The organism is Eikenella sp. NML03-A-027, from assembly GCF_001648395.1.
Lineage (GTDB): Bacteria > Pseudomonadota > Gammaproteobacteria > Burkholderiales > Neisseriaceae > Eikenella > Eikenella exigua.
The window spans coordinates 44,656-66,831 of the sequence record NZ_LXSM01000016.1; the positions used below are offsets into that span (position 1 = coordinate 44,656).

16 protein-coding genes and 1 pseudogene are annotated in these 22,176 nt (G+C 49.8%); 10 read left to right on the top strand and 7 right to left on the bottom strand.

Going from position 1 to position 22,176, the window contains the following annotated elements; all coding sequences use genetic code 11:
* Nucleotides 1-93: 93 nt before the first annotated feature.
* Nucleotides 94-981, bottom strand: coding sequence for a hypothetical protein (locus tag A7P96_RS05705; RefSeq protein ID WP_067525456.1), 888 nt, complete (start codon nt 979-981; stop codon nt 94-96).
* Nucleotides 982-3,187: 2,206 nt separating this feature from the next.
* Between A7P96_RS05705 and A7P96_RS05710 the strand changes: the two genes are divergently transcribed.
* The 7 genes and pseudogenes from A7P96_RS05710 to A7P96_RS05755 all read left to right on the top strand — a co-directional run bounded on the left by A7P96_RS05710 (nt 3,188) and on the right by A7P96_RS05755 (nt 13,704).
* Nucleotides 3,188-4,390 carry a beta-ketoacyl-ACP synthase III gene (locus tag A7P96_RS05710; RefSeq protein WP_067526335.1) on the top strand — a complete coding sequence of 401 codons (1,203 nt, stop codon included), beginning with the start codon at nt 3,188-3,190 and terminating at the stop codon, nt 4,388-4,390.
* Between the two features lie 44 nt (nt 4,391-4,434).
* The gene (locus tag A7P96_RS05715) at nt 4,435-4,827 is read left to right on the top strand and encodes a hypothetical protein (protein ID WP_067525458.1); all 393 of its coding nucleotides are present in this window, start codon (nt 4,435-4,437) and stop codon (nt 4,825-4,827) included.
* An 890-nt stretch (nt 4,828-5,717) separates the two neighbouring features.
* On the top strand, nt 5,718-6,176 hold the full coding sequence (locus A7P96_RS05720) for an ESPR domain-containing protein (protein WP_067525460.1): 459 nt from the start codon (nt 5,718-5,720) through the stop codon (nt 6,174-6,176).
* On the top strand, nt 6,113-11,275 hold the full coding sequence (locus A7P96_RS10305) for a YadA-like family protein (protein ID WP_156496286.1): 5,163 nt from the start codon (nt 6,113-6,115) through the stop codon (nt 11,273-11,275). The genes A7P96_RS05720 and A7P96_RS10305 overlap by 64 nt, the downstream gene beginning before the upstream one ends.
* An 89-nt stretch (nt 11,276-11,364) precedes the next feature.
* Nucleotides 11,365-12,204 carry an OmpA family protein gene (locus A7P96_RS05745; RefSeq protein WP_067525467.1) on the top strand — a complete coding sequence of 280 codons (840 nt, stop codon included), beginning with the start codon at nt 11,365-11,367 and terminating at the stop codon, nt 12,202-12,204.
* Between the two features lie 253 nt (nt 12,205-12,457).
* On the top strand, nt 12,458-12,865 hold the full coding sequence (locus tag A7P96_RS05750; protein WP_067525469.1) for a bacteriohemerythrin: 408 nt from the start codon (nt 12,458-12,460) through the stop codon (nt 12,863-12,865).
* 266 nt (nt 12,866-13,131) lie between these two features.
* A pseudogene (locus A7P96_RS05755) lies at nt 13,132-13,704 on the top strand (beta-class carbonic anhydrase).
* Between the two features lie 84 nt (nt 13,705-13,788).
* On the opposite strand, the gene A7P96_RS05760 reads toward A7P96_RS05755, so the two are convergent.
* The 5 genes from A7P96_RS05760 to A7P96_RS10970 all read right to left on the bottom strand — a co-directional run bounded on the left by A7P96_RS05760 (nt 13,789) and on the right by A7P96_RS10970 (nt 18,401).
* Complete coding sequence (locus A7P96_RS05760; RefSeq protein ID WP_067525471.1) at nt 13,789-14,322, bottom strand: membrane integrity-associated transporter subunit PqiC; 534 nt, start codon at nt 14,320-14,322, stop codon at nt 13,789-13,791.
* The gene (gene pqiB, locus A7P96_RS05765) at nt 14,322-15,959 is read right to left on the bottom strand and encodes an intermembrane transport protein PqiB (RefSeq protein ID WP_067525473.1); all 1,638 of its coding nucleotides are present in this window, start codon (nt 15,957-15,959) and stop codon (nt 14,322-14,324) included. The genes A7P96_RS05760 and pqiB overlap by 1 nt, the downstream gene beginning before the upstream one ends.
* An 89-nt stretch (nt 15,960-16,048) precedes the next feature.
* Nucleotides 16,049-17,275 carry a paraquat-inducible protein A gene (locus A7P96_RS05770; RefSeq protein WP_156496287.1) on the bottom strand — a complete coding sequence of 409 codons (1,227 nt, stop codon included), beginning with the start codon at nt 17,273-17,275 and terminating at the stop codon, nt 16,049-16,051.
* 545 nt (nt 17,276-17,820) lie between these two features.
* Entirely contained in the window at nt 17,821-18,180 is a 360-nt protein-coding gene (locus A7P96_RS05775; RefSeq protein ID WP_231863644.1) for a LysE family transporter, read from the bottom strand.
* A gap of 14 nt (nt 18,181-18,194) precedes the next feature.
* Nucleotides 18,195-18,401, bottom strand: a complete 207-nt coding sequence (locus A7P96_RS10970) for a hypothetical protein (protein WP_067525477.1) — start codon at nt 18,399-18,401, stop codon at nt 18,195-18,197.
* 92 nt (nt 18,402-18,493) lie between these two features.
* On the opposite strand from A7P96_RS10970, the gene A7P96_RS05785 reads away from it, so the two are divergent.
* From A7P96_RS05785 to A7P96_RS05795, 3 genes are all read left to right on the top strand, one after another.
* Complete coding sequence (locus tag A7P96_RS05785; RefSeq protein WP_067525479.1) at nt 18,494-19,417, top strand: LysR substrate-binding domain-containing protein; 924 nt, start codon at nt 18,494-18,496, stop codon at nt 19,415-19,417.
* Between the two features lie 331 nt (nt 19,418-19,748).
* Entirely contained in the window at nt 19,749-20,507 is a 759-nt protein-coding gene (gene cah, locus A7P96_RS05790) for a carbonic anhydrase (RefSeq protein ID WP_067525481.1), read from the top strand.
* Between the two features lie 376 nt (nt 20,508-20,883).
* Nucleotides 20,884-21,258, top strand: coding sequence for a hypothetical protein (locus A7P96_RS05795; protein ID WP_067525484.1), 375 nt, complete (start codon nt 20,884-20,886; stop codon nt 21,256-21,258).
* A 98-nt stretch (nt 21,259-21,356) separates the two neighbouring features.
* Here the strand turns inward: A7P96_RS05795 and A7P96_RS05800 are convergent, their stop codons facing one another.
* The gene (locus tag A7P96_RS05800; RefSeq protein ID WP_067525489.1) at nt 21,357-22,166 is read right to left on the bottom strand and encodes a hypothetical protein; all 810 of its coding nucleotides are present in this window, start codon (nt 22,164-22,166) and stop codon (nt 21,357-21,359) included.
* Nucleotides 22,167-22,176 lie beyond the last annotated feature (10 nt).

Here is a 22,176-nt window from a genome sequence, read left to right on the forward strand (position 1 = left end):
TATTAAGTGACCACAAGATTAAAAAGTGACCACAAGATTAAAAGCCTCAAACCCGGTAAGAAAAAACAGACCTTGGCCGACGGTGGAGGGCTATCATTTGTCGTTGCTCCTATTTTCCGAGGCAGCACACGGTATTTTGTCTACAATTACCGCTATCACGGTAAAGCACAGAGGCGATTGTGGGAGGCCTACGGCATTCAGATAGGGTTTCAGGCAGGTTTGGAATAGCAGGCCTTGGTAGAGGCTGTGCTCCAGCTGGGTGTAAGTGTTGTTGGCCACGCGGATGATTTCTTTCACTTGTTCCAGTGTGCCGTAGCTCAGTGTGCGGGAATCTTCGCCGGTGAAGGCATCCAGCAGGCGGATTTTGTCTTGTAGCATGTCAAAATCGGCCTGCAGTTCGGGGGAAATATTTACTTTGCCATTGCGCAAAGCCTGCAATTGGGAGAGTGTGTTTTGCAGTTGCTCAGCAGTCAGCGCCACTTTATTATTAAAACGGCTGAACAGCGGATCGTTGGCCAACAGCAAATCCCCCATCTGGCGGGTCTGGCCGTCGGTGGTGGTGTAGCTGCCTTCCTGCGCCAGCGTGTTGCCGTCGCCCAGGCTGCGGTTGGTGTTGCGAAATTGAGTGTTGAGCGACCGCACCTTGGCCTGCTCCAGCGTGAGCAGCTCGCCTTCCTGGCTGATGCCGTCTTGATTGAGATCGCGCCAAACGCGCAATGAAGAGAACGCCTTGTCGGCCGCATCGATTTTGCCGTCGCCGTTGTCGTCCAAATCGGCCAGCGCGGCAAAACCGTGTGCCGCCATGCCGCCGTTTTTCAGGTGGGTGGCATCGCCGAACAGCTCGCTGCCGTTGTTGATGATGCCATCGCCATTGCGGTCGTACACCAACAGCCCGTCTTCTTTGCCTACCCAGCCTGAAGCGGTGCGGATACCGTCGCCGTCGTGGTCGAAGAGGCTACCTGAAAACTGGTTGGCAGCCACAGTGCTGATACCGTTGCCATCGAGGTCTAGGGCGAGGAGGGGATCGTAGATGTAGTGTTTTGCACCCTTATGAGTATTTTTCCATGGATTAAATCCATCAGGAAGATGATTGTATAGCCAACGAGAAAAGTCTTCTAAGTTCTCTTCTAGGAAACCCCCAACGCTTTCTTGATCAAAAGGTAGTTCTCCTTTTAATATTTTTTCTGCAATTTCAAAAGAATCTGTTATGTTCCGATGTAACTCATTTGTTCCACCTTTCCATGGATTCATGCTGTCTGGTAATGAGCCGTAAGCAAACTCAGACCAGTTATGAGCCATATCTTTATATTTATAAGCTTGCGGGTCAAGGATAAAATCTCTCATATTCTTAGTGTTGAGATCTCCTTCATGAAAGCGAGAATCTCCTAATTTCTCACGACCATATGATTTAATTCTTTGCTCTAATAGATAAAATGATGTTGATATCCTAGATTTATCTAATGGTGTTTTACCAGCTAGAGAGAATATCTCTCCAGAAAATATCATAGCATCACCAACTATATCTGTAATATCAGATGCTTTATATGTTCCATCTTTTTCAATTGATTCTTGTATTTTTGCATAACTCATATACATACTAGCAACAGAAGCTATCGAGGATGAGGATTTTGTAATAGGAGTACTTTTCCCTACTAAGGATAATCTAGCATCTGTAGTTTGAATTACACCGCTTACGCTTAAAGTAATGAATGGGTCATAATAACTTCTATCACTTGAAAAAGTATCCAGCATTGATTTGTATGTGCTTTCTATAGAGTCTTTCCCTTTGCTAGTAGTTGAAACATAATCAATTATTTCTGCTATGAATAATCAATTATTTCTGCTATGAAATTTTGTAATTTAGCAATATTAACTCCCATTTTAAATCCTTCCTATATATTATCGATTAACATAAATAGCTTTTTATTAAAATAAAAAGCAGGAATTAAAAAACACGAAACATACCAAATTATATATATTACTATTGATAATTTATCTATATAAGAAATTAGAATAATAAGAAAAAATAATGTTATTAGTCCATTAGGTATAAAAATTATACTCGTTATAAAGTTAATTGTTTTATTGTCGTAGTGGTAACATAGTTCTCTTATCTGCTTTGCAGTTCTCATCTGGATAGTTTTGTATCCAATATAAGTTCCTAAAATTTGACATGTGCAAGGTATTAGGAATCCTTTTATGCTTATCTTGAAATAAGAAGACAGGAGAACCCATAACAGACACCCTGAAAGTTGAATAAAAAACAGAAATTTATATTGACTTAACCAATCTGTTAAATTATCTAATTTAATTTTCATACTATTATTAATAATTTTATAGTGACAAGTACATTGTGTGATTGCTAGTTATTAATTTTAAACATTAATTTTGCAATAGCTTAATTACCCATTTACAGGTAGCCTGAAAGCGTATGGGCATAAATGCCGCCCTATCTATGTTTGCCAGCCTTTTGTGATGATTGAAATAATATTGAACTTCCGTATGCGACAGGCTACCTAAAGGCGTAAGCTTCGGTGAAGCTAAAACATTGGCTCGGACGAAGCGGAAGCACTGCGGCCGCAAAGTTAGCGGACGAAGCTAAATTTTTGATTTTACGTCATGTTGCTTGGCGTGACAAGAATTTTATTTTGTATAGAAGCGATAAGAAGAAAGAAACTGTTGGCACGAGTTGCAATCTTGCCTGCAGGCTACCTGAAACCAGCCGCTCTCCGCTGCTGCATTTGCACTCTACAAAAGACAGCTGCTGCTGTTGGCCAATCTTGGGCTTTACCTAATCGGCGTTGCCCTTTTTAGCAAGCCATGAGGTTGCTTTGCTGCAGGTGTTGCTTTTAGGTAGCCTTTTCCATTTGGTTATGCCGTTATTTGGCTGTTCCATTGCTTGGGGCTTTGCCTGGGGGCGGCTTGGATAATAGTTTTGCTTGAATGGCACGGATTTGGTGGGATTGTTGCAAAGAAGCTGCATAGTTTGGGTGTGTGAGTGCTTTTGTTGGTGTTTAGGATGTGGCATATGGCGGTTCGCATTTATAATTATGAGCATAGAATGCGGCTTTGATAAAAGCCTGCCAAATATACGACAGCCTGAAATGATTAGCATTTCAGGCTATTTTGTGTTAGCTGCTAAGTTTCAGGTAGCCTTATGCTATATGCCGCTGTAGGCTACCTGAAAATGTCCACACACACATCATATAATATCGAAGGGGAGCCGGAATTGCATAAGCCATCAGATGTTTATATCAAGCGCGCTGCTGCGTTTCTGCCGAATCCGCCGGTGAGCAATGAGCAGATGGAAGCTGTGCTCGGTATGGTGGGGGATATGCCTTCGCGGGTGCGCAAGATGATTTTGCGCTCCAATGCCATTACTTCCCGCCATTACGCCATTGATCCGCACACCCGTCAAACCACTCATAGCAACACGGAGCTGGCTGCGCAGGCGGTGTGCGGTTTGCTGGAGCAGGGTTTGCGTGCGGAAGAAATCGGCAGCTTTGCCTGCGGCACGTCTTACCCCGACCAGATTTTGCCCGGCCATGCGGTGATGGTGCACGGGCTGCTGCCGCAGATTCCACCCTGCGAGGTGGTGAGCACGGCTGGCGTGTGTGTGGCGGGGATGGCGGCGATGAAGCAGGCCGAACGCGCGGTGCGTACCGGGGAATGTAGCGAAGCGGTGGCAGCAGCTTCGGAAACGGCTTCGGCAGTATTGCGCGGCGAGCGTTTCCGTTGTGAAACCGACAGCCTGCGCCTGCAGGGTGCCAAGCCGGAAATTGCGTTTGACAAGGATTTTTTGCGCTGGATGCTGTCGGACGGTGCCGGCGCGGTGCAGCTGGGCAGTGAGCCGCTGGCCGGGCAGTTGAATTTTAAAATCCATTGGATTGATTTGCTGTCGTATGCCAACGAGATGCCGGTGTGTATGTATGCCGGTGGCGAAGTGGGGCAGGGCGGGGAGTGGCTGAGCTGGAAAGATGTCGATGCCGATGAGTGCGCCAAGCGCAGCCTGATGGTGGTGAAGCAGGATGTGAAGCTGTTGAATGAAAATATCGTGGCTTACACGGTGGAAAAGCCGCTGTGCCGTCTGATTGCCAAGCACGGCCTGCAAGCCGGCGAGATTGATTGGTTTCTGCCGCATTACTCCTCCGATTTCTTCCGCAGTAAGTTAGCCGATGGTCTTGCTGCAGCGGGGCTGCCGATTGCCGAAGAAAAATGGTTTACCAACCTGCACTATAAAGGCAACACCGGCTCGGCGGCGATTTACATTATTTTGGAAGAGTTTATGCGCCGCACGGATATCCGAAATGGCCAGAAAATCCTATGCTACATTCCCGAAAGCGGCCGATTTTCCACTTGTTTTATGTTGCTGGAAGCGGTGTATGCCTGAGGCTACCTGAAAACCCAGATTCTGCTTGTTTGGAACTATTCAGCATGGATATCAACGACATTCCGCAAGACGACAGCCCCAACTATCGTGGGCATCAAAAAATTATCTATGGCACGCACAATGGCCGTTACCAAGCCGCCACCAGCACCGGCTGGCAAGACGAATCCTACGCCACTGTACAGGCCGTGGCCGAGTTGGAGGAACAGGCCGAAGCCGCCAAGCAGGCCGTGGAACGTGGCGAGCGCTCCGCTTTGTATTACCGCATGTTCCGCAGCCGATACGACGAAGTCGGCCTGGCTATGGCCGCCGGCGTAGGGCGCTGGCAGCTGCGCCGCCATTTACAACCAGTCGTGTTTGAGGGGCTACCTGAAAAAACCTTGGCTAAATACGCCCAAGCGTTGGGTATCAGCTTGAGCGAACTGCGGCAACCGTTGTGAGGCGATGGATGGAGCAGGATAGCAACCTTGTTTTTCCTCTGTATTAGGCGATGGGTGTAATAGGGCCTTTGTAAAGACAATTGCTGAAAATTTATTTTACAGCTGAGAGTTTGAAACGCTTGTTTATCCTAATGATAAGCAAGCGTTTTTTGTGTAAGGGCTAGGGGCGGTTGACATTGGGTTGTGTTTGCCCGATTTTGCGGTGCCCTGTGCCATTTATGATCTAGGTTTGTGTTGTATTACGATTAAAACCTCATAAAGGGTAGGGAGGAGAAAGTTACCTGAAATTTAGGAGGACATGGCAGCACGGTATTTTATTGCTATTTTGTTGCGTATTATAGAGAATTTTGTAATAGATATTGCTGCTAAGCTACAAGTTGATTCAAGCTAGGAATAGCTTGTAATTTACTTAGGGAGGTTACTCAATAAAGTGAAGCTTCGGCTCGGGCAATAGGAAACGAGCGTATTTATGCTTGGTTTTTGGGTGGTATTTAAGTGTTTGTATATCCAGGAATTATAATATTATGTTCGCTACCTAAAAACCGCCTGAAATGTGTAGTTGATGTGGCTTGTATAAGTAGAGAGTGTTACAAATTTGTTGCAAGTTTTTGTAAAAGAAATCCAACCAAGCGATAAGCGGCTAGGATGATACGTTAACTGCCTGTATTATGCCAGCCTCAATTTGCCCACGGGTTTAGAATACGTAGTCTATTGAATTTATTTGAATAAAATAAAGTCACTCTGCAAAAATAATTTAAGTTTTGTATGGCCTGACAAGCGTAGGAAGAAATCGATGGTGATTGATGTAAATAAACCGATGGGCTTTTCCGTTGTTTAATGTGTTTTATTTTTTGATTCTTTAATTTTGGAAAGTTAGGAAGCTGAATTATATGAACAAAGTTTACCGTACCGTATGGAATGAATGTACCAACACTTGGGTGGCTGTGCAGGAAACAGCTAAGGCTCATCGGAAGTCTGGTCGCAGCAGAGTTGTAGATGTTGGTGTGGCAGCATTGTCCTTTTTTGGTGTTAAAGCAGTTACGCTTTCTGCCGCTATTGCCGGTTTGTTTGCTATGAGCAGTACAGAAGCTTATGCTGCGCCTGGTATTTATATTAATGATGGGCATGATTCTGGTTGTACGGCAACGTTCGATAACGGTAATGCAAGCGGGCTGTATGCGATTAATCAGAATGGTCCGGATAATAATTGGAGAGCTTGGGGATATTGGGGGCTGGACAAGGTTCTAATTACCCCACCATTAATGGTACTCATTTTGGTGTACAGGTGGGAAGTTCCTTCCGTCCATGCTTTTCTGTTGAAGATGCAGCAAACGGTGCAACTAATCTGACCGGTGCTGAAAAACGTGAAACTCAGACTAACCGCACTTTGTTTTATGGCGATAAATGGAGTGCTACTGATAAAGATAATGGTGCTAAAAACCTGACGCTGGGCGGCCGTCTGGATGTCAATAGTGGCATCATTGGCATCGGTAACCGTGGTACGAACGGGGTTGATCCCAACTTCACTCCGAATGGTGAATATAAAGATACGAATGGCAACCTGTATCGTTCATCGAACAGCATCCGCATGGGTACCGGCATCACGTTGGATGAGGCCAATAATAAAGAGGCATCCGTCGCTATCGGTGTGGATACCGTGTCTTCCGGCTTGCGGGCGGTGGCCGTCGGTTGGGATGCGCAAGCCATTGGCAATGAGAGCGTGGCTTACGGCGTGCACGCCAAAGCTTCAGCTACGCAAGGCGTAGCTTTGGGGCCGTCTACCCAGGCCATTGGCAGTCAATCGACCTCCATCGGTAACAACACCATCGCCAGGGGCAATTCTTCCGTCTCCATTGGCGGGGACGACCTGAATGCGGTAGCCAGTACTACGCCGCTGGTCAGTACCAGCCCCGCTAATAACAACGATGCGCTGAACGATACGGCTGCGGCGGCTAAATATAGAAACCTGACGGGGCAGAACCTGGTCGACTTTACTTCTACCGCCGGCCGCTATATCGGTACCGAGGCGGGCGACGGCGCGGTTTCTTTGGGTGTGCAGGCCAAGGCAACAGGCGCCTTGTCAACCGCCTTTGGTACCAAAACGTCGGCAACCGGCATCGCTTCAGTGGCATTGGGCGTTGGCGCAAGCGCTGATAAAGAAAACGCCGTAGCATTGGGCGCGGGCAGCACCACGGCTGCAGCGGCTACGTCAGAAAAAACGGCAACCGTGGGTTCAATCACTTATGGCAGTGCGGCTAATCCGTTTGCTGGCAGCGGCAGCGTGACTGCCGGTGACCAGGTTTCTATTGGTTCGGCTGGTTTCGAACGCCAAATCAAACACGTTGCTCCAGGCGCTATTAATGCTGCCAGCACCGATGCCATCAACGGCAGCCAGCTGTTTTATGTAACGCAAGGATTGCAAAACCAGATTGGTGCTGCGAAAACGCATTACTATAGCGTAAAAGGCAGTGGTGCTACCGACGGAAACTACAACAACGACGGCGCAACTGGTACGCATGCACTAGCCGCTGGCGTAAATGCGTCTGCTTCTGCAGAGCATTCGGTAGCCGTAGGTTCTGCAGCCAAGGCAATGGATAAAGGAACTGTTGCGTTTGGTAATGATGCTCAAGCGACAGGACGAGATGCGCTGGGTATTGGTACGACAACTCGTGCAAACGGAATGGGCGCAACCGCAATCGGTAATACGGCTGAATCAACCAAGCATGGGGTTGCTATCGGTAATGGCGCACATGCAAAAGCTACGGGCGGTTATTCCACCGCGGTCGGTACCGGTTCCAAAGCTATGGGAGATGCTGCAGTAGCATTAGCTAATGATGCGAAGGCTGGAGGACGAAGTTCTGTTGCAGTTGGTAGAGAAGCTAATGCAGGGGGTGATGCTGCGATTTCTATCGGGGAATCGGCTGCTGCTAATGCTGCACAAGCTATTGCAATGGGTCGTGAAGCCAAGGTTACTAAAAATAATAATATCGCTATTGGCTATAAGTCCTCGGCTACCGGCGAAAGGACGGTCGTGGTCGGCCCGAATGCAATTGCGACTGCTGATGATGCGACCACAATCGGGAGTGCGGCAACAGCAACAAAATTACGCAGTTCGGCATTCGGTAGTAATGCGAAAGCTGACGGTATTGATTCCTCCGCATTAGGACAAGGTGCTGAAGCCAAAGCGGATAGCGCAACAGCTATCGGTTCTAAGGCTATTGCTTCTCAGGGCAGCTCCACCTCTATAGGTACTGAGGCTAAGGTGGCAGCCGCCAGCGGTGTTGCTATCGGTGCGGGTGCGAAAGTAGAAGGTGCTGGACAATATGGTACTGCCATCGGTTCTGGCGCATCGGCAACCCATTCTAGGTCTGTTGCATTGGGTAGTTCTTCGACTACTGAAAATGCGGTAGGTACAAATACTGCAACGGTAGGCAATATCACTTACGGTGGTTTTGCGGGAACCAATCCTGTTGCGACAGTAAGTGTTGGTAATGGCAATGAAAAACGTACAATTACCAATGTGGCCGCGGGCCGCATCAGTGCCACCAGCACCGACGCCATCAATGGTAGTCAGCTGCATGCTACACAAACGGTGATTGGCAATGTGGCCGGCAGCGTGAAGAATATCTTGGGTGGTAATGCAGCCGTAGGCGCCGATGGCAAGCTCAGCATGAGCAATATTGGTGGTACAGGCAAGGGCAATATTCACGAAGCCATTCAAGCCAGCAGAACCACGGTGTCTTCTAACAACGGCAGCCTTACGGTCACCAAAACGACCAATGGAACAACTGGCGCAGATAACTACGATCTGAGTGTCAACGCCCAAGGCTTGGCCGAGTCTGCCCAGCTGCCGGTGGTCTACACCAAAGCTGACGGCAGCAAAGTGTACAAACACACTGACGGCAAGTTCTACACCCAGCCTAACGGCGCAGGTACCCAAGTAGCAGCTGGCGATGTAATTGCCAGCATGCAGAATGCCGCTGGCTCCACCACTGAGCCGACCACATTGGCCAATGTGAAGAGCAACCTGGCTGATACAACCAATGCTGTAAACAACCCGGCCAACAACAGCCGCGCTGATTTTGCAGGCAAAGGCAACAATGCCGCTACCGTAAACGACGTATTGAACGCTGGCTTCACCGTACAAGGCAACGGAGTTAATAAGGACTTCGTCACCCACGGCGACACCGTCAACTTCGCCAACGGCCAAGGTACTGTAGCCAAAGTAACGAGTACCAACGGCGTAACTACCGTTAAGGTTGATACCCCGATGACCTATGCCGATGCTTCAGGCAACCCCACTAATACGCCAACTAACAGGGTGAACTTAGTAGGCGGTACCGCAGGCAACCCGGTTACCTTAGGTAACGTAGCGGACGGTACTGTTGCCGCAGGCAGCAAGGAAGCTGTAAACGGCGGTCAGCTGTATGCCACCAACCAAAACGTGGCTAAAGGTATCAACTTCGGCGGTACTACTGGCAGCAACAACTACAAGCTGGGTGACACTATCAACGTGAAAGGTGACAGTAACATTACCAGCACCACTATAGCTGGCGGCACACAGTTGGCGTTGAACCCGAACCTGAACGTAACCAGCGTAACCACCACCGATGCAGCTGGTAATAAAACTGTTACCAACGGTAGTGGCGTAACCATCACTCCGGCAGCAGGTGGTGGTAACCCCGTTAGTCTTACCACCGGTGGTCTGAACAACGGCGGCAACAAAATTACCAATGTTGCTAGAGGTACGGATGGCACGGATGCAGTTAACGTGAATCAGCTGAATGCGGCTAAAGCAGCAGCCACCAGCAAGATAGAAGCAGGCAACGGTATTAGTGTTAGCAGTACGCCAAATGCTGATGGCAGTACCACCTACAAAGTGGCTGCCGACACCACTGCGTTGAACGTGGGCGACGGCACCGGTGGCAACCCGGCTGGTAAAGTGATTGCTCCGGCTCCCGCTGATGCTAACAAACTGGCTACTGCCGGCGATATAGTCAAGGCCATCAACAACAGCGGCTTCAACATCGATGCTGGCGGCAATGTAGCGGGTAATCATTCTGCTACGCTCGCCAAACCCGGCAGCACTCTGACCCTGAAAGCGGGCAACGGGTTGACTGTGAAACAGGAGGTGGACGGCAATGGCAATCAGAGCTACACCTACGCCCTGAATGCCCAATCTGTGGTGCAGAGCGCCCAAACCCCAGTGGCGTACACCAAAGCTGACGGCAGCAAAGTGTACAAACACACTGACGGCAAGTTCTACACCCAGCCTAACGGCGCAGGTACCCAAGTAGCAGCTGGCGATGTAATTGCCAGCATGCAGAATGCCGCTGGCTCCACCACTGAGCCGACCACATTGGCCAATGTGAAGAGCAACCTGGCTGATACAACCAATGCTGTAAACAACCCGGCCAACAACAGCCGCGCTGATTTTGCAGGCAAAGGCAACAATGCCGCTACCGTAAACGACGTATTGAACGCTGGCTTCACCGTACAAGGCAACGGAGTTAATAAGGACTTCGTCACCCACGGCGACACCGTCAACTTCGCCAACGGCCAAGGTACTGTAGCCAAAGTAACGAGTACCAACGGCGTAACTACCGTTAAGGTTGATACCCCGATGACCTATGCCGATGCTTCAGGCAACCCCACTAATACGCCAACTAACAGGGTGAACTTAGTAGGCGGTACCGCAGGCAACCCGGTTACCTTAGGTAACGTAGCGGACGGTACTGTTGCCGCAGGCAGCAAGGAAGCTGTAAACGGCGGTCAGCTGTATGCCACCAACCAAAACGTGGCTAAAGGTATCAACTTCGGCGGTACTACTGGCAGCAACAACTACAAGCTGGGTGACACTATCAACGTGAAAGGTGACAGTAACATTACCAGCACCACTATAGCTGGCGGCACACAGTTGGCGTTGAACCCGAACCTGAACGTAACCAGCGTAACCACCACCGATGCAGCTGGTAATAAAACTGTTACCAACGGTAGTGGCGTAACCATCACTCCGGCAGCAGGTGGTGGTAACCCCGTTAGTCTTACCACCGGTGGTCTGAACAACGGCGGCAACAAAATTACCAATGTTGCTAGAGGTACGGATGGCACGGATGCAGTTAACGTGAATCAGCTGAATGCGGCCTTGGGTGCTTTGAGCGGTACCAACAATGCTAACATCATTGCTCTGGATGCCAAAGTTAACGATGTAGCTAATACGGCCAATGCTGGTGTGGCCCAAGCCATTGCTACTGCAGGCCTGCCGCAGGCTTACTTGCCGGGCAAAAACATGGTGGCTGTGGGTGGCGGCTACTACAAAGGCGAAACCGGTTATGCCGTTGGCTTCTCCACTATTTCTGATAGCGGTAACTGGATTATTAAAGCTACCGGCAGCGGTAATTCACGTGGTAACTTCGGTGCTTCTATCGGTGCAGGCTATCAGTGGTAAGCTGAAAGAGGCTACCTGAAAATCTAAGCATAGAATTTTCAGGTAGCCCTACTGGATTCTCCAAAATAAACAACCCAAAGGAAAAAATTATGAAATTTGCTAAAGTAGCCCGTTGCACAGCAGCTGTGGCCACTATCGCCATAGTATTGTCTGCCTGTTCCTCACTAACAAGAGTAAGCTCAAGCGGTACTACTGACCAGCCGGTATGGCCAAAGTGGGATCGGGTAACCCTCAATAAAACCCGTGGCACCTTCCCTGATTTGGGCAGTCTGAACCAAGTGAGAGCTGGCTTGACCAAAGACGATTTGTACTACCTGATCGGCCGTCCGCACTACGGTGAAATGTGGCGTCCGCGTGAATGGAACTACCTGTTCCACTTCCATACTCCCGGCCAAGGTACCAATGGCGTAACTACTTGCCAATTTAAAGTGTTGTTCGACAAAAACGTGTTCAGCAACGAAACCTACTGGCACGCTGTTGATCCCGAAAACGCCACCTGCCCACCACTATCACAAGAGTCTGCAGCCCCTGCACAACAGCAGCACCGCTACACGCTGAGTGCAGATGTATTATTTGCGTTCGACCGTAGCGGCGAATATGATTTACAACCACGTGGACGCGAAGAGCTGAGCGAATTGGCCGCTAAATTGAGAAACTTCGAGCAGCTCAATAGCATCACCGTAATCGGCCACACCGATTACCTCGGCTCAGATGCCTATAATCAAAATCTATCGCAGCAGCGCGCCGAAACTGTGCGCCGTTATTTGGCAGCTCAAGGCTTGCCGGCTGACAAAATCCACGCAGTTGGCATGGGCGAATCCCAGCCAGTTAAGCAGTGCGATAACCACGGTGGACGCAACCAGCTGATCACCTGCCTGCAGCCCAATCGTCGTGTGGAGATCCAAGTAGACGGCTACGGCAGCCGCTAAGCTTGCCTACAGGCAGTTTTGTTGGTACTCAGTTGGCAATAAATAAACCTTTCTGTTTCGGCAGAAAGGTTTATTTATTGCAGGGGAGGAAACTGGCATAAGACTTGCTTGGAATTAGATAGCTCTTACATATCTGTTTCACCTGTCAGGATTTTGCTGGCGGATTTTCGGTTTTATGTAAAAGTTGCTGCTTGGCGAGGAAGTTTAAGTGCCGCGGCGATCAATTTTTTGTTTACTTGATGAGGGATATACCATGCCTTTCGTATATTGGACTTCCGATTTGGACACCGGACTCGACGATATCGATGCACAACACCGCCAATTGGTTAATTATACTAATAAGTTGTATGATGCCAGAGAAGCTAACGATAAAGAAGCTATCGAGCTGGAACTCCAACACCTGATTGACTACACCGTAGAACACTTCAGCTACGAAGAAATGATGTTGGAGGAGGCACAGTACCGTCTGGTAGAGCAGCACAGAAAAGTGCATCAAAACTTCGTAAACCGTATGAGTACCCTGCAAGCCCGTTATCACAACGGCGACCTTGAAGCCTTGGATGAAGTAATTACTTTATGTGAAGGCTGGTTGTTCCGCCACATCCGTATTAACGACCATGGCTACGTTGACAGCGTGAAAGCATCCGGCATCCGCTCTTAATCTGAGTAGATTTTGCTCCATAGGCTACCTGAAAATCGTTTCAGGTAGCCTGTTTGTATAGCCATCCAGAATAGGAATGATACGGTGTTGCCTTGTCTTGCTACTGTTTTTTGTCTGTAGTTCGGCGTCTTCATCCTACTTGGGAAGACTATATTAAGGAGCACATTATAAATAGAATGCAGAAATGATTTACTCCTCTGGTATATATTGAACATTACTTATCCGTATTACTTTGCAGCTCCATCCCAGCTATGAAGGGAGCTTTCATGAACCTACTTGATGAAACTATAAAACACAACAAACACTTCGTTGAAAGCGGCGAATGCGTAGAATTTTTCAGCAATAAATACCCTGAAAAGAAACTGGCCATCCTATCCTGCATGGATATACGTATTTTTCGAGCTGCTGTATGCCGCCTTAAACTTGAAAAACGGCGATGGCAAAGTTATCCGTAATACCGGCGCTATAGTGCTGCACCCGTGGGGTTCAGGAATACGCAGACTCTTGGTGGTTGTGTTTGATTTAGATGTGGAAGAAATCATGGTGGTGGTGCATCATGACTGCAGCATGTGCGGCTTTTCTCCCAATCGCCCGTTTAATAAGGCCCGCGCCGCCAGCATTCCGGAGGCGAACACCAACATCCTATGTCATACTGGTATTGACTTAGACGTCTGACTCACCGGCTTCGATAATGCTGACGACAGCGTACGCCAACCGTGAAGTCCATCAAACAACACCTGCTGATGTCTGAGTGCATCGCCGTATGCGGCTTGGCTATCCACCCTGCTACCGGCAAGCTCACCGTGGTGGTGGAAGGCAATAAAAAAGCCGCCGAGTAAATGCCGCTTTGTCCAATAGCCTGCGCTTCATGCCCGCTGCTCTAGTTTTCAGGTAGCTTTTTACTGATGTCTGCGGCGTGGTATTTAGTGGTCGCCTACGGTGTCGGCAGCACGGGTTAGACCTTGGGATAGGGATTCCACCATGGAGGAGTAGCCGTCACCTTGCTGCGGGGTTTTGATGTTGAATGGGGTGGTGCGGCCGTTCGGCCATTGGGCATAGCCGCTCACGAGGGTGTGGCCTTGGAAGCTGCCTTGGAATTGTTCGATATAAATCTTGAGCACGGGCAGGCCGTTGCCGCGGCCGTAGGGCACGAAGCGGGCGCTGCCGTGGCGGTTGAGCCGGTTGCTGAAGGCGGCGGCAAGGCTTTGATCCAGCGGGGCGGCCCATAGGTGGTGGCGGGCGAAGTTGAGGCGGTGGGCGTCGGTTTGGTAAACGAGGCCGCCTTGGCCGAGCGGCTCGGCCAGGATGATTTGCACGGCGGTTTGGCCACTGCTTTGGCCGGCGGGCGGCACGAAGGCGCTGTCGGGCAGGCTGAAATACTGGGTAGCGGGGGTAGAGGCACAGGCAGCCAGCAGCAGGGCTGTGGCGGCAGCGGACAGTTTGGCAAACAAGGACATCAGCGACTTCCTTTCGGGGTAGGGTCGGTGGCGGAAGAGTTGAAAATCAGGGCGTTGGGTTGCTCTTTGAGGGTGTTGAGCACGGGCGCGGCCTGTTGCAGGGTGCGGTCGATGCTGCGCAGGGTTTTCTGCACGTCGCCATACACGGGCGATTGCGGGGATACGCCCTGCAGGGTAGTGCGCAGTTCGGCCAGGGTGCGGTTGAGCTCGCCGGGCAGCTGTTGGGTTTGCGGCTGGCCGAGCAGGCGGTTGGCTTGGGCGAGCGTGCCTTTCAGCTCGGTTAGGCTGCCGTTGAGTTCGCGTACGGTTTTATCCAGCGGCAGGCGGTTGAATTTATCGAGTAGGGCGGATACCTGCTGCTGCAAATCGCCCAGGCTGCCTCCGTTGCGGCTGGCAATCACAGTGTTGCCCTGATAGCTGGCGGCGGGTTTGAGCACGCTTTGGCCGGGGGCTTCGGAAAGCTCGACAAACAGGGAGCCGGTGAGCAGGTTGTTGCTGGAAAGGGTGGCGCTGAGGCCTTTATTGAGGGCGCGGCTGATTTGGTCGGCCCAGGCTTCTTTGCTTTGGCTGTCGGCGTTGATTTCGAGGCGGGAGGGATCGATGCGGATGCGCACGGGAATCCAGCCGTTATCGAACAGGTTGAGACTGTCGTTGCGGCTGAAATAGGGCACATCAGTTACCGTGCCGATGGGGATACCTTTGTATTCCACGGGCGCGCCGGCGGCTAGGCCGCGCACGCTTTGTTTGAAGAAGACCACATAATACAGCGAGCGTGCGTCGGCTTGGTTGTCCACGTCGGCACGGCTGTCGTAGAGGGGGAAGAGGGTGTTGTTGCCTACTTGGCTGCCTTTGTTGCCGCCGGGCGGGTCGTCGAAGGCGATGGCACCGGAAATCAGGGCGGGCAGGGAAGGAGTGTCCACTTTGAGGCCGCTGCCGCCGAGCTCGATTTTGAGGCCGCTTTGCAGCCAGAAGCGCACGTTGTTGCCGATGAGTTTGTCGTTGGGGCTGCCTATGAAGATTTGGTAGTCGGTGGTTTTAGACACGGGGTCGAATTTCGCGCCCTCTACGATGCCCACCACGATGTCGCGGTACATCACCGGGCTGCCGCCGCTAAGAATTTTGCTGCTGCCGCCTTTTAAGCGCAACCGCAGGCCGCCTTGGGAGAAGGCAGACACGGGCGGCACATCGGCCACGGTGAATTCGCGTGCTTCTTCCGGGCTTTTCCCGGGCATCAGGGCGATATACGAGCCGGACACGAGCGTGCTCAAGCCGGTGATGCCGCTTTGGTCCACGCGCGGTTTCACCATCCAAAATTGGCTGTCTTTACGGATCATGTCTTTAGCTTCGCCGGTGAGCTGGGCGGTGAGTGCTACGCCTTCCTGGCTAGGGCGCAGGTGGATGGCGGTAACGCGGCCCACGTCTACATCCAACACCTTAATCACGGTGTTATTCACTTCAATGCCCTCGGCATTACTCATATACAGCGTGACTTCCGGGCCGGTGTTGCGGATGTGGTCGAACAGCAGCCAGCCGCCGGTGAAGAGGGCAATGAGCGGAATCAGCCAAACCATAAAGGAAAAACTGCGGTTGCGGCGGATTTTTGCCTGTGGTTCGCGTGTGGAAGAAGGTTTATTCATTGTGTGATTTGCGTTTTATGGAAGAGGTTTTCAGGTAGCCTATGCTGCGTTGGGGCTACCTGAAAATGGTTCGGGCAGCCCTAATGGTTTCAGGTAGCCTTTGTGTTGCGCTGGGCAGCTTTGTCCCACATCAGGCGCGGGTCGAAAAAATGTGCCGACAGCATGGTGAGCAGCACCACCAAGCAGAAATACAGCGCCGCCGGCCCGGGCACAACTCGCGCCATGTGCGTGCGGAAAGTGGACATCAGCATGATGATGACGAAAATATCAATCATCGACCAACGCCCGATGGATTCCGTAAGCAAATACAGCTTGGAAAGCTTCTGCGGCGCCATCTTGGTGCCGAACTTCGCCGCATACAGCAGCACGCCCATGGCGATGATCTTCAGCCACGGCACCATAATGCTGGCGCTGAAAATAATCATGGCAATGTAGTGGTCGCCGTCGCGCCACATAAACTGGATGCCGCTGAAAATCGTGCTGCGTTCGATAACCGTGGGGTTGGACGACACCATAATCGTCATCAGATTGGCCGGCAGCAGCAAAATCACAGAAGTAATCAATAGTGCCAAGCTCAAGCTCAGACTGTTTGGCCGCCGTTTGTGCAGCCCCGAGCCGCAAATTTCGCATTCGGTTTCGTGTGCCGGCCGCTCAAACAAACACTTGCCGCAAAACACCGAGCCGCCTTCTGGTCGCACCAAATCCTTATCCCCACGCAGCCGCTGGATTTGGTAATACACCCAATGCTCCGGCACGGAAAGCGCAGTGCGGATAAGCAGCACGGACAGCACAAACATCAAATAAAACGCCGGCCCGAAATACACTTCCGCCACTTTGCCTAGCTTGATGTAGGCCACCAGCGTGGAAATAAAAAACACATCCACCATCATCCAGCCGCGCAGCCGCACCAGCCAGCGCGTGGCCCGCAGCACACCAGGCGGCGGCTTGCCCCACAGCAGCCCGCCATACACATACAAACACAGCAGGCAGAAGAAAAACGGCGCGCCGAAGGTGAGCACAAACATCACCTCGGCCAAAAAGCCGGATTTCTGCAAAATCAGCACCTTCATCATTTCCGGCATAGTGAGCGGCACCTCTAGGCCCAACACCGTAACATGCATATACAGCCCGGAAAACACCACCGCCAGCATAACCAGCGAAGCCAAAGCCAGCGCCAGTGGCAGCAGAAACGGGTTGGTTTCCACACGCGCCAGCGGATGGCCGCAGCGCGGGCAAAACGCCGCTTTCCCCGGCTTGAGCGGCGGCAGGCGCAGCTCAAGCCCGCAGGAATGGCAGGAAATATAGTGTGCCGGCATTACCGCCTTCGGCTGATAAGGTCGGTAGCGGCGCGCGCGGCGCAAGCGGGTAGCGAATTTCAAAAGGAAACCGGAAGATAATGAAAAATGATGATTATAGCCTAAAGCGGATTGGCAGCAATAGCTTAGGGGCTGTTGACAACTGCTGGTTTCCGCGTCTTTTTGCCCCAAAGGCGGCATCTTCCGCGTTGGAAATTCTCGCAAGGTGTCCAACCTTACTGCGGTTTCCGCCTTGAATCTGCCGCCTTTGGGGCAAAAATCCGCTTGGAAAAGTAGCTGTCAGCAGACTCTAGCAGGTTTTCAGGTAGCCTTGGCTGGGGAGAAGGCTAGCTGAAAAATAATCGGTATTGGAAAAAAGAGTTGGGCAGATAGTGTTCAGGTAGCCTCTTTGTGTAAAAGACAGGCTACCTGAAAATGGTGGAAGCGGTATCTGCTGTCCGCAAAAAAAGGCTACCTGAAAAATCGTGGCTGTTGCGGATAGGAGTTTGGTGTGGAAGTGCGGCACACTGTTTCAGGTAGCCTGAAGCAGCAAGTTAGGATTGAGTTTAGACGATGGCGGTGGCCAGCCACAGTTTGGCCGCGAAGAAGATAAACAGAGCGCCGGTACCACTTTTACCGAACACAGCCACACGGCTGTATTTGGTGCCCACACGGCCAACCGAGTTAGCCATCAGAATCAGCATACCCATGCACAGCAGGCTGCACAGCTGGAAGGTGCCGCCCAAGAGCAGGAAGCTCAGGTGCGGGTGTTCATAGCGGATATCGACAAACTGCACCATGATGGCTGGGAAAAACAGCAGGCTTTGCGGATTGAGCAAGGAAATGGTGAGCGATTTGCGGAACACTTGCAGCAGGGTGCCTTCGGCAGCATGATGCAGTTTGAGCCAACCTTTGCGTAACAGCATGATGCCCAAATAGGCTAAGTATGCGCCACCGGCCAGTTGCAGCAAGTGGAAGCCACAATCAACACACCATTGCCGACAAAGATACCGGCGAAGGCACTCCAACCTGTTTTGGTGCCGTATTGCCTGACCACTGATAAGCAGTAAATCATATTCGGTCCGGGCAGCAACACCAGCAGCAAAACGGCTAGCAAATAAGCAGAAAAATTAATAATACCGAACATTTATATACTCCCAAATACTCAGGTGGCCATACTATTACAACTGGTTTCTTGATTAGAATACTGCTTAAGGAAGCCTGTGATAGGTAAAATAGATGATAAATTTCCGCCTCATTCGCCATTTGTGGATGTTTTTTGCCGTGGCCGAAGAAGAACACTTCGGGCGCGCCGCTGAACAGCTGAATATGTCGCAGCCGCCGCTCACCGAACATATCAAACAGCTCGAGCAGACCTTGGGTATGGTGTTGTTTGAACGCTCGCGGCGTGGTACCAAACTCACCGCTGCCGGCTATTCCATCCTGCCTGCCGTGCGCAAATTTGCCGAGCAGATGCAGCAGCTGCAAACCACCGTGCAGGAAATCGCCGCTGGCCATAGCGGCATTCTGCATATCGGTGCGATTACCGTGGCGCTGTTGGAAGTGGTGGTGCCGCTCATTGAGCACATCCGGCACTATCCCACACTCACCGTGCGGGTGCGCGAAATCGATAGCGGCGACGCCGAGCCGCTGCTGCAAGTGGGCGACATTGACCTCGCCTTCGCCCGCCTGGAAATTCCATGGGACAGCACCATCCGCCTGCACACCCTACGCCGCGAGCAGCTAGCCGTGGTGTTGCCGAAAAGCCATCCCTTTGCCAAACGAGAATCGATCGATTTAAAAGACCTGGCTTGCGAAGGCTTTGTGATGTTTGAGCGCGCAGTCAGCCCCGATTCCTTCGACGCCCTGCTTGCCGCCTGCCAACGCGCCGGCTTTGTGCCCAATATCCTGCACGAAGTGCGCTCTATCGCCTTACAGGTAGCCTTTGCCGGTTGCGAGCAGGAAGTGGCATTGGTGCCGGTGTCTTCCGAACGCTACCTGCCCGATAACGCCGTGTTGCGGCCGCTGAACGACGATATCCAAATCACCAGCGTGGTCCTGGCCTGGCATGAGGGGCAGCACGATCCGCTGTTGGAGAATGTGCTGGATTTGGTGCGGGAGTATTTTGGCGACAAGGGAGAGGAAGGGATAAAGGCTACCTGAAAATTTCAGGTAGCCTTTGGGAGATAAGGTATAACAACGGTATTTTGCCAGGTGGGGTGAATAAATACAGGTGTGCATTCTTTGAATCAAGTTCAACACTTCGGCGCGGGTATTAATGTTTCGTTGGATAAGGGTAGTCTGCCTAACAGTTATTCAAAATAAAGTAGAATGATAGCGAAATGAATTCACTTTAACTTCATTGCTCTAATAGTTTGATGGCCGGGAATGCTTGACCGAACTATTTAATATAGCTATCTTTCAATAAAAAATAAAAATATTTACATACGCACCGCAATGCTTTTCCCACTCCTTAAATAGAAAGGATCTTGCAATGCCTTGCTTCCCCCGCACTTTACCGCGTCTGACCGCTCTCCTGCTGTTGGCCTGTACTGCTGTTTCCGCTGCCGCACACGGTGACCACACCCATTGGGGCTACACCGGACATGACTCTCCCGAAAGCTGGGGCAACCTGTCTGAAGAATTCCGTTTGTGCTCCACAGGCAAAAACCAATCACCTGTAAACATTACCGAAACCGTTTCCGGCAGACTGCCTGCCATTCAAGTTAATTACCGTCCGAGTGCCGTAGAAGTTGAAAACAACGGTCACACCATCCAGGTTAATTATCCTGAAGGCGGCAACATCCTGACTGTGAACGGCCGTACCTACACCCTGAAACAGTTCCACTTCCACGTGCCGAGCGAAAACCAAATCAAAGGCCGCACTTTCCCGATGGAAGCCCACTTCGTCCACTTGGACGAAAACAAACAGCCTTTGGTATTGGCAGTACTGTATGAAGCCGGCAGAACCAACAACCGCCTGTCTTCCATCTGGAACGCAATGCCGATGACGGCAGGAAAAGTGAAACTGGATCAGCCGTTCAATGCCGCATCACTGTTGCCGCGGAACCTGCAATACTACCGCTTTGCCGGTTCGCTGACCACACCGCCATGCACCGAGGGCGTATCATGGTTGGTGTTGAAAACTTATGACCACATCGACCAGGCGCAAGCGGAGAAATTCACCCGTGCCGTTGGTTCACACAACAACCGCCCTGTACAGCCGCTGAATGCGCGGGTCGTTATTGAATAAGCAGTAAAGCCGCGAACAGAAAAGCAGCTTGCACTTTGGAAATTTGGAAGTGCAGGCTGCTTTTTTGGGTTTGAGTACAGGTCAGGCTGACATTTCAGACAGGGTGGCAATGGATTACAATAACAGAATTGTTAAAGGTCTTATCGGATACAAGCATCTGATAAAAATTAAGATATTAAAGTTGTCTGAAAGTTTGAAACAATGGTTTAAACGGCAAAAAGCGCATGTATACCGCACACACCCTACATATCGGTTTTAAAGTTTGTGCCGCTCGCAGGTAGTAAGGCTTGTGGCACAGCCAAGCACACGGCGGGTGGGAACGCAGGCTGCGGCTCATTGAAATCGTTTGTATTTTGCGAAGGGAGAATATTGATTTATGTTTTCAATATTAGGTGCAATATTATTTGGAGTTATAGCAACTATGACAGTGCTTGTTGCTTGCGGTTTGCCTTTGGGCGAATTTACAATGGGTGGACAACATAAAATCTTACCTAAAAAATTTAGGGTTGTAGCAGCCATTTCGGTGGCTATCCAAATTTTTGCAATGATAATTATTTTGCAAGCCGGAGGTTTTATTCCCTTGTGGTTTTCTTTTAAGGTTACTAAAAATATTTGTTTCTTCTTTGCCGCTTACCTATCTTTGAATACTATTATGAACATGATTTCAAAAAGCAGAAAAGAAAAATATGTGATGACTCCGCTTTCACTTATAGCCGGAATATGTTTTTGGATAACGGCATTTCAGATATAGTATGTAAAAGGGGCAAAGAACGCGTGCGTACCGCATGGCTTGTGTGACGCAGCTACGCACACGGTTGGTGGGATGCAGGCTATGGCTTGCTACGCTTACTAAAAGTTTGCTTTTCTAAAGTCTTTAGTTTCCACTTTAGGATTAAACTCTGTGCCCAAATAAATTGTAGCTTTACTATCCAACCAGCAAATAAAATTTGCCAAATGACTGGCATGATAATTAAATATTGCATCAATTTTATTTTTGTCAAATTTTAAGTATCCATTATCATCAAAATTAGTGAGGTTTTTTTGAGTAAAGTTTTTTTCTTCATTTTGATCAAATTTAGCATCGTTATGAATAATCATATGCCTTAATTTTATAGTCATATTTATCCATGGAATAACCTGTCTATCACTAAATAATAAAGGCAAATCATTTGTATTATTGCAACAATGCCTACAAACAATATATGGATAAATTAATGTTTTCGAATCAATGACGATATCCTTGGATGATATTGAGGTCTGATATTTTTTCTTCTTTATGTTAGCTAAATCCATATTAGGTAGATACAATTCTGTAATTTTTACCATAGCTTCATCAAGCGATGCTACTAACTCCACCAAAACAGGATAAGAAACATTGCTCATAAATTTTTCATTTTTAACATCATGCCAAATTGTTCTTATGTCTGTTGTTGTTGTCCAATCTCGATCAAAATCATCGCTAGCTATTAGTGAGTTATTCAAAATATCTAAAATATTACCCGGTATTAATTTTACGTCTTTAATACTTAATAATAATTCATTAACTGCTCTTAGAATGATAAAATTATTCATCGCATATTGAGTACGGTTACGATATGAGTTATAAATGTTCGCCAAAGTATCATTTGATTCACAATTAAGCTTTATAAAATGATTCATCTCAACTCCT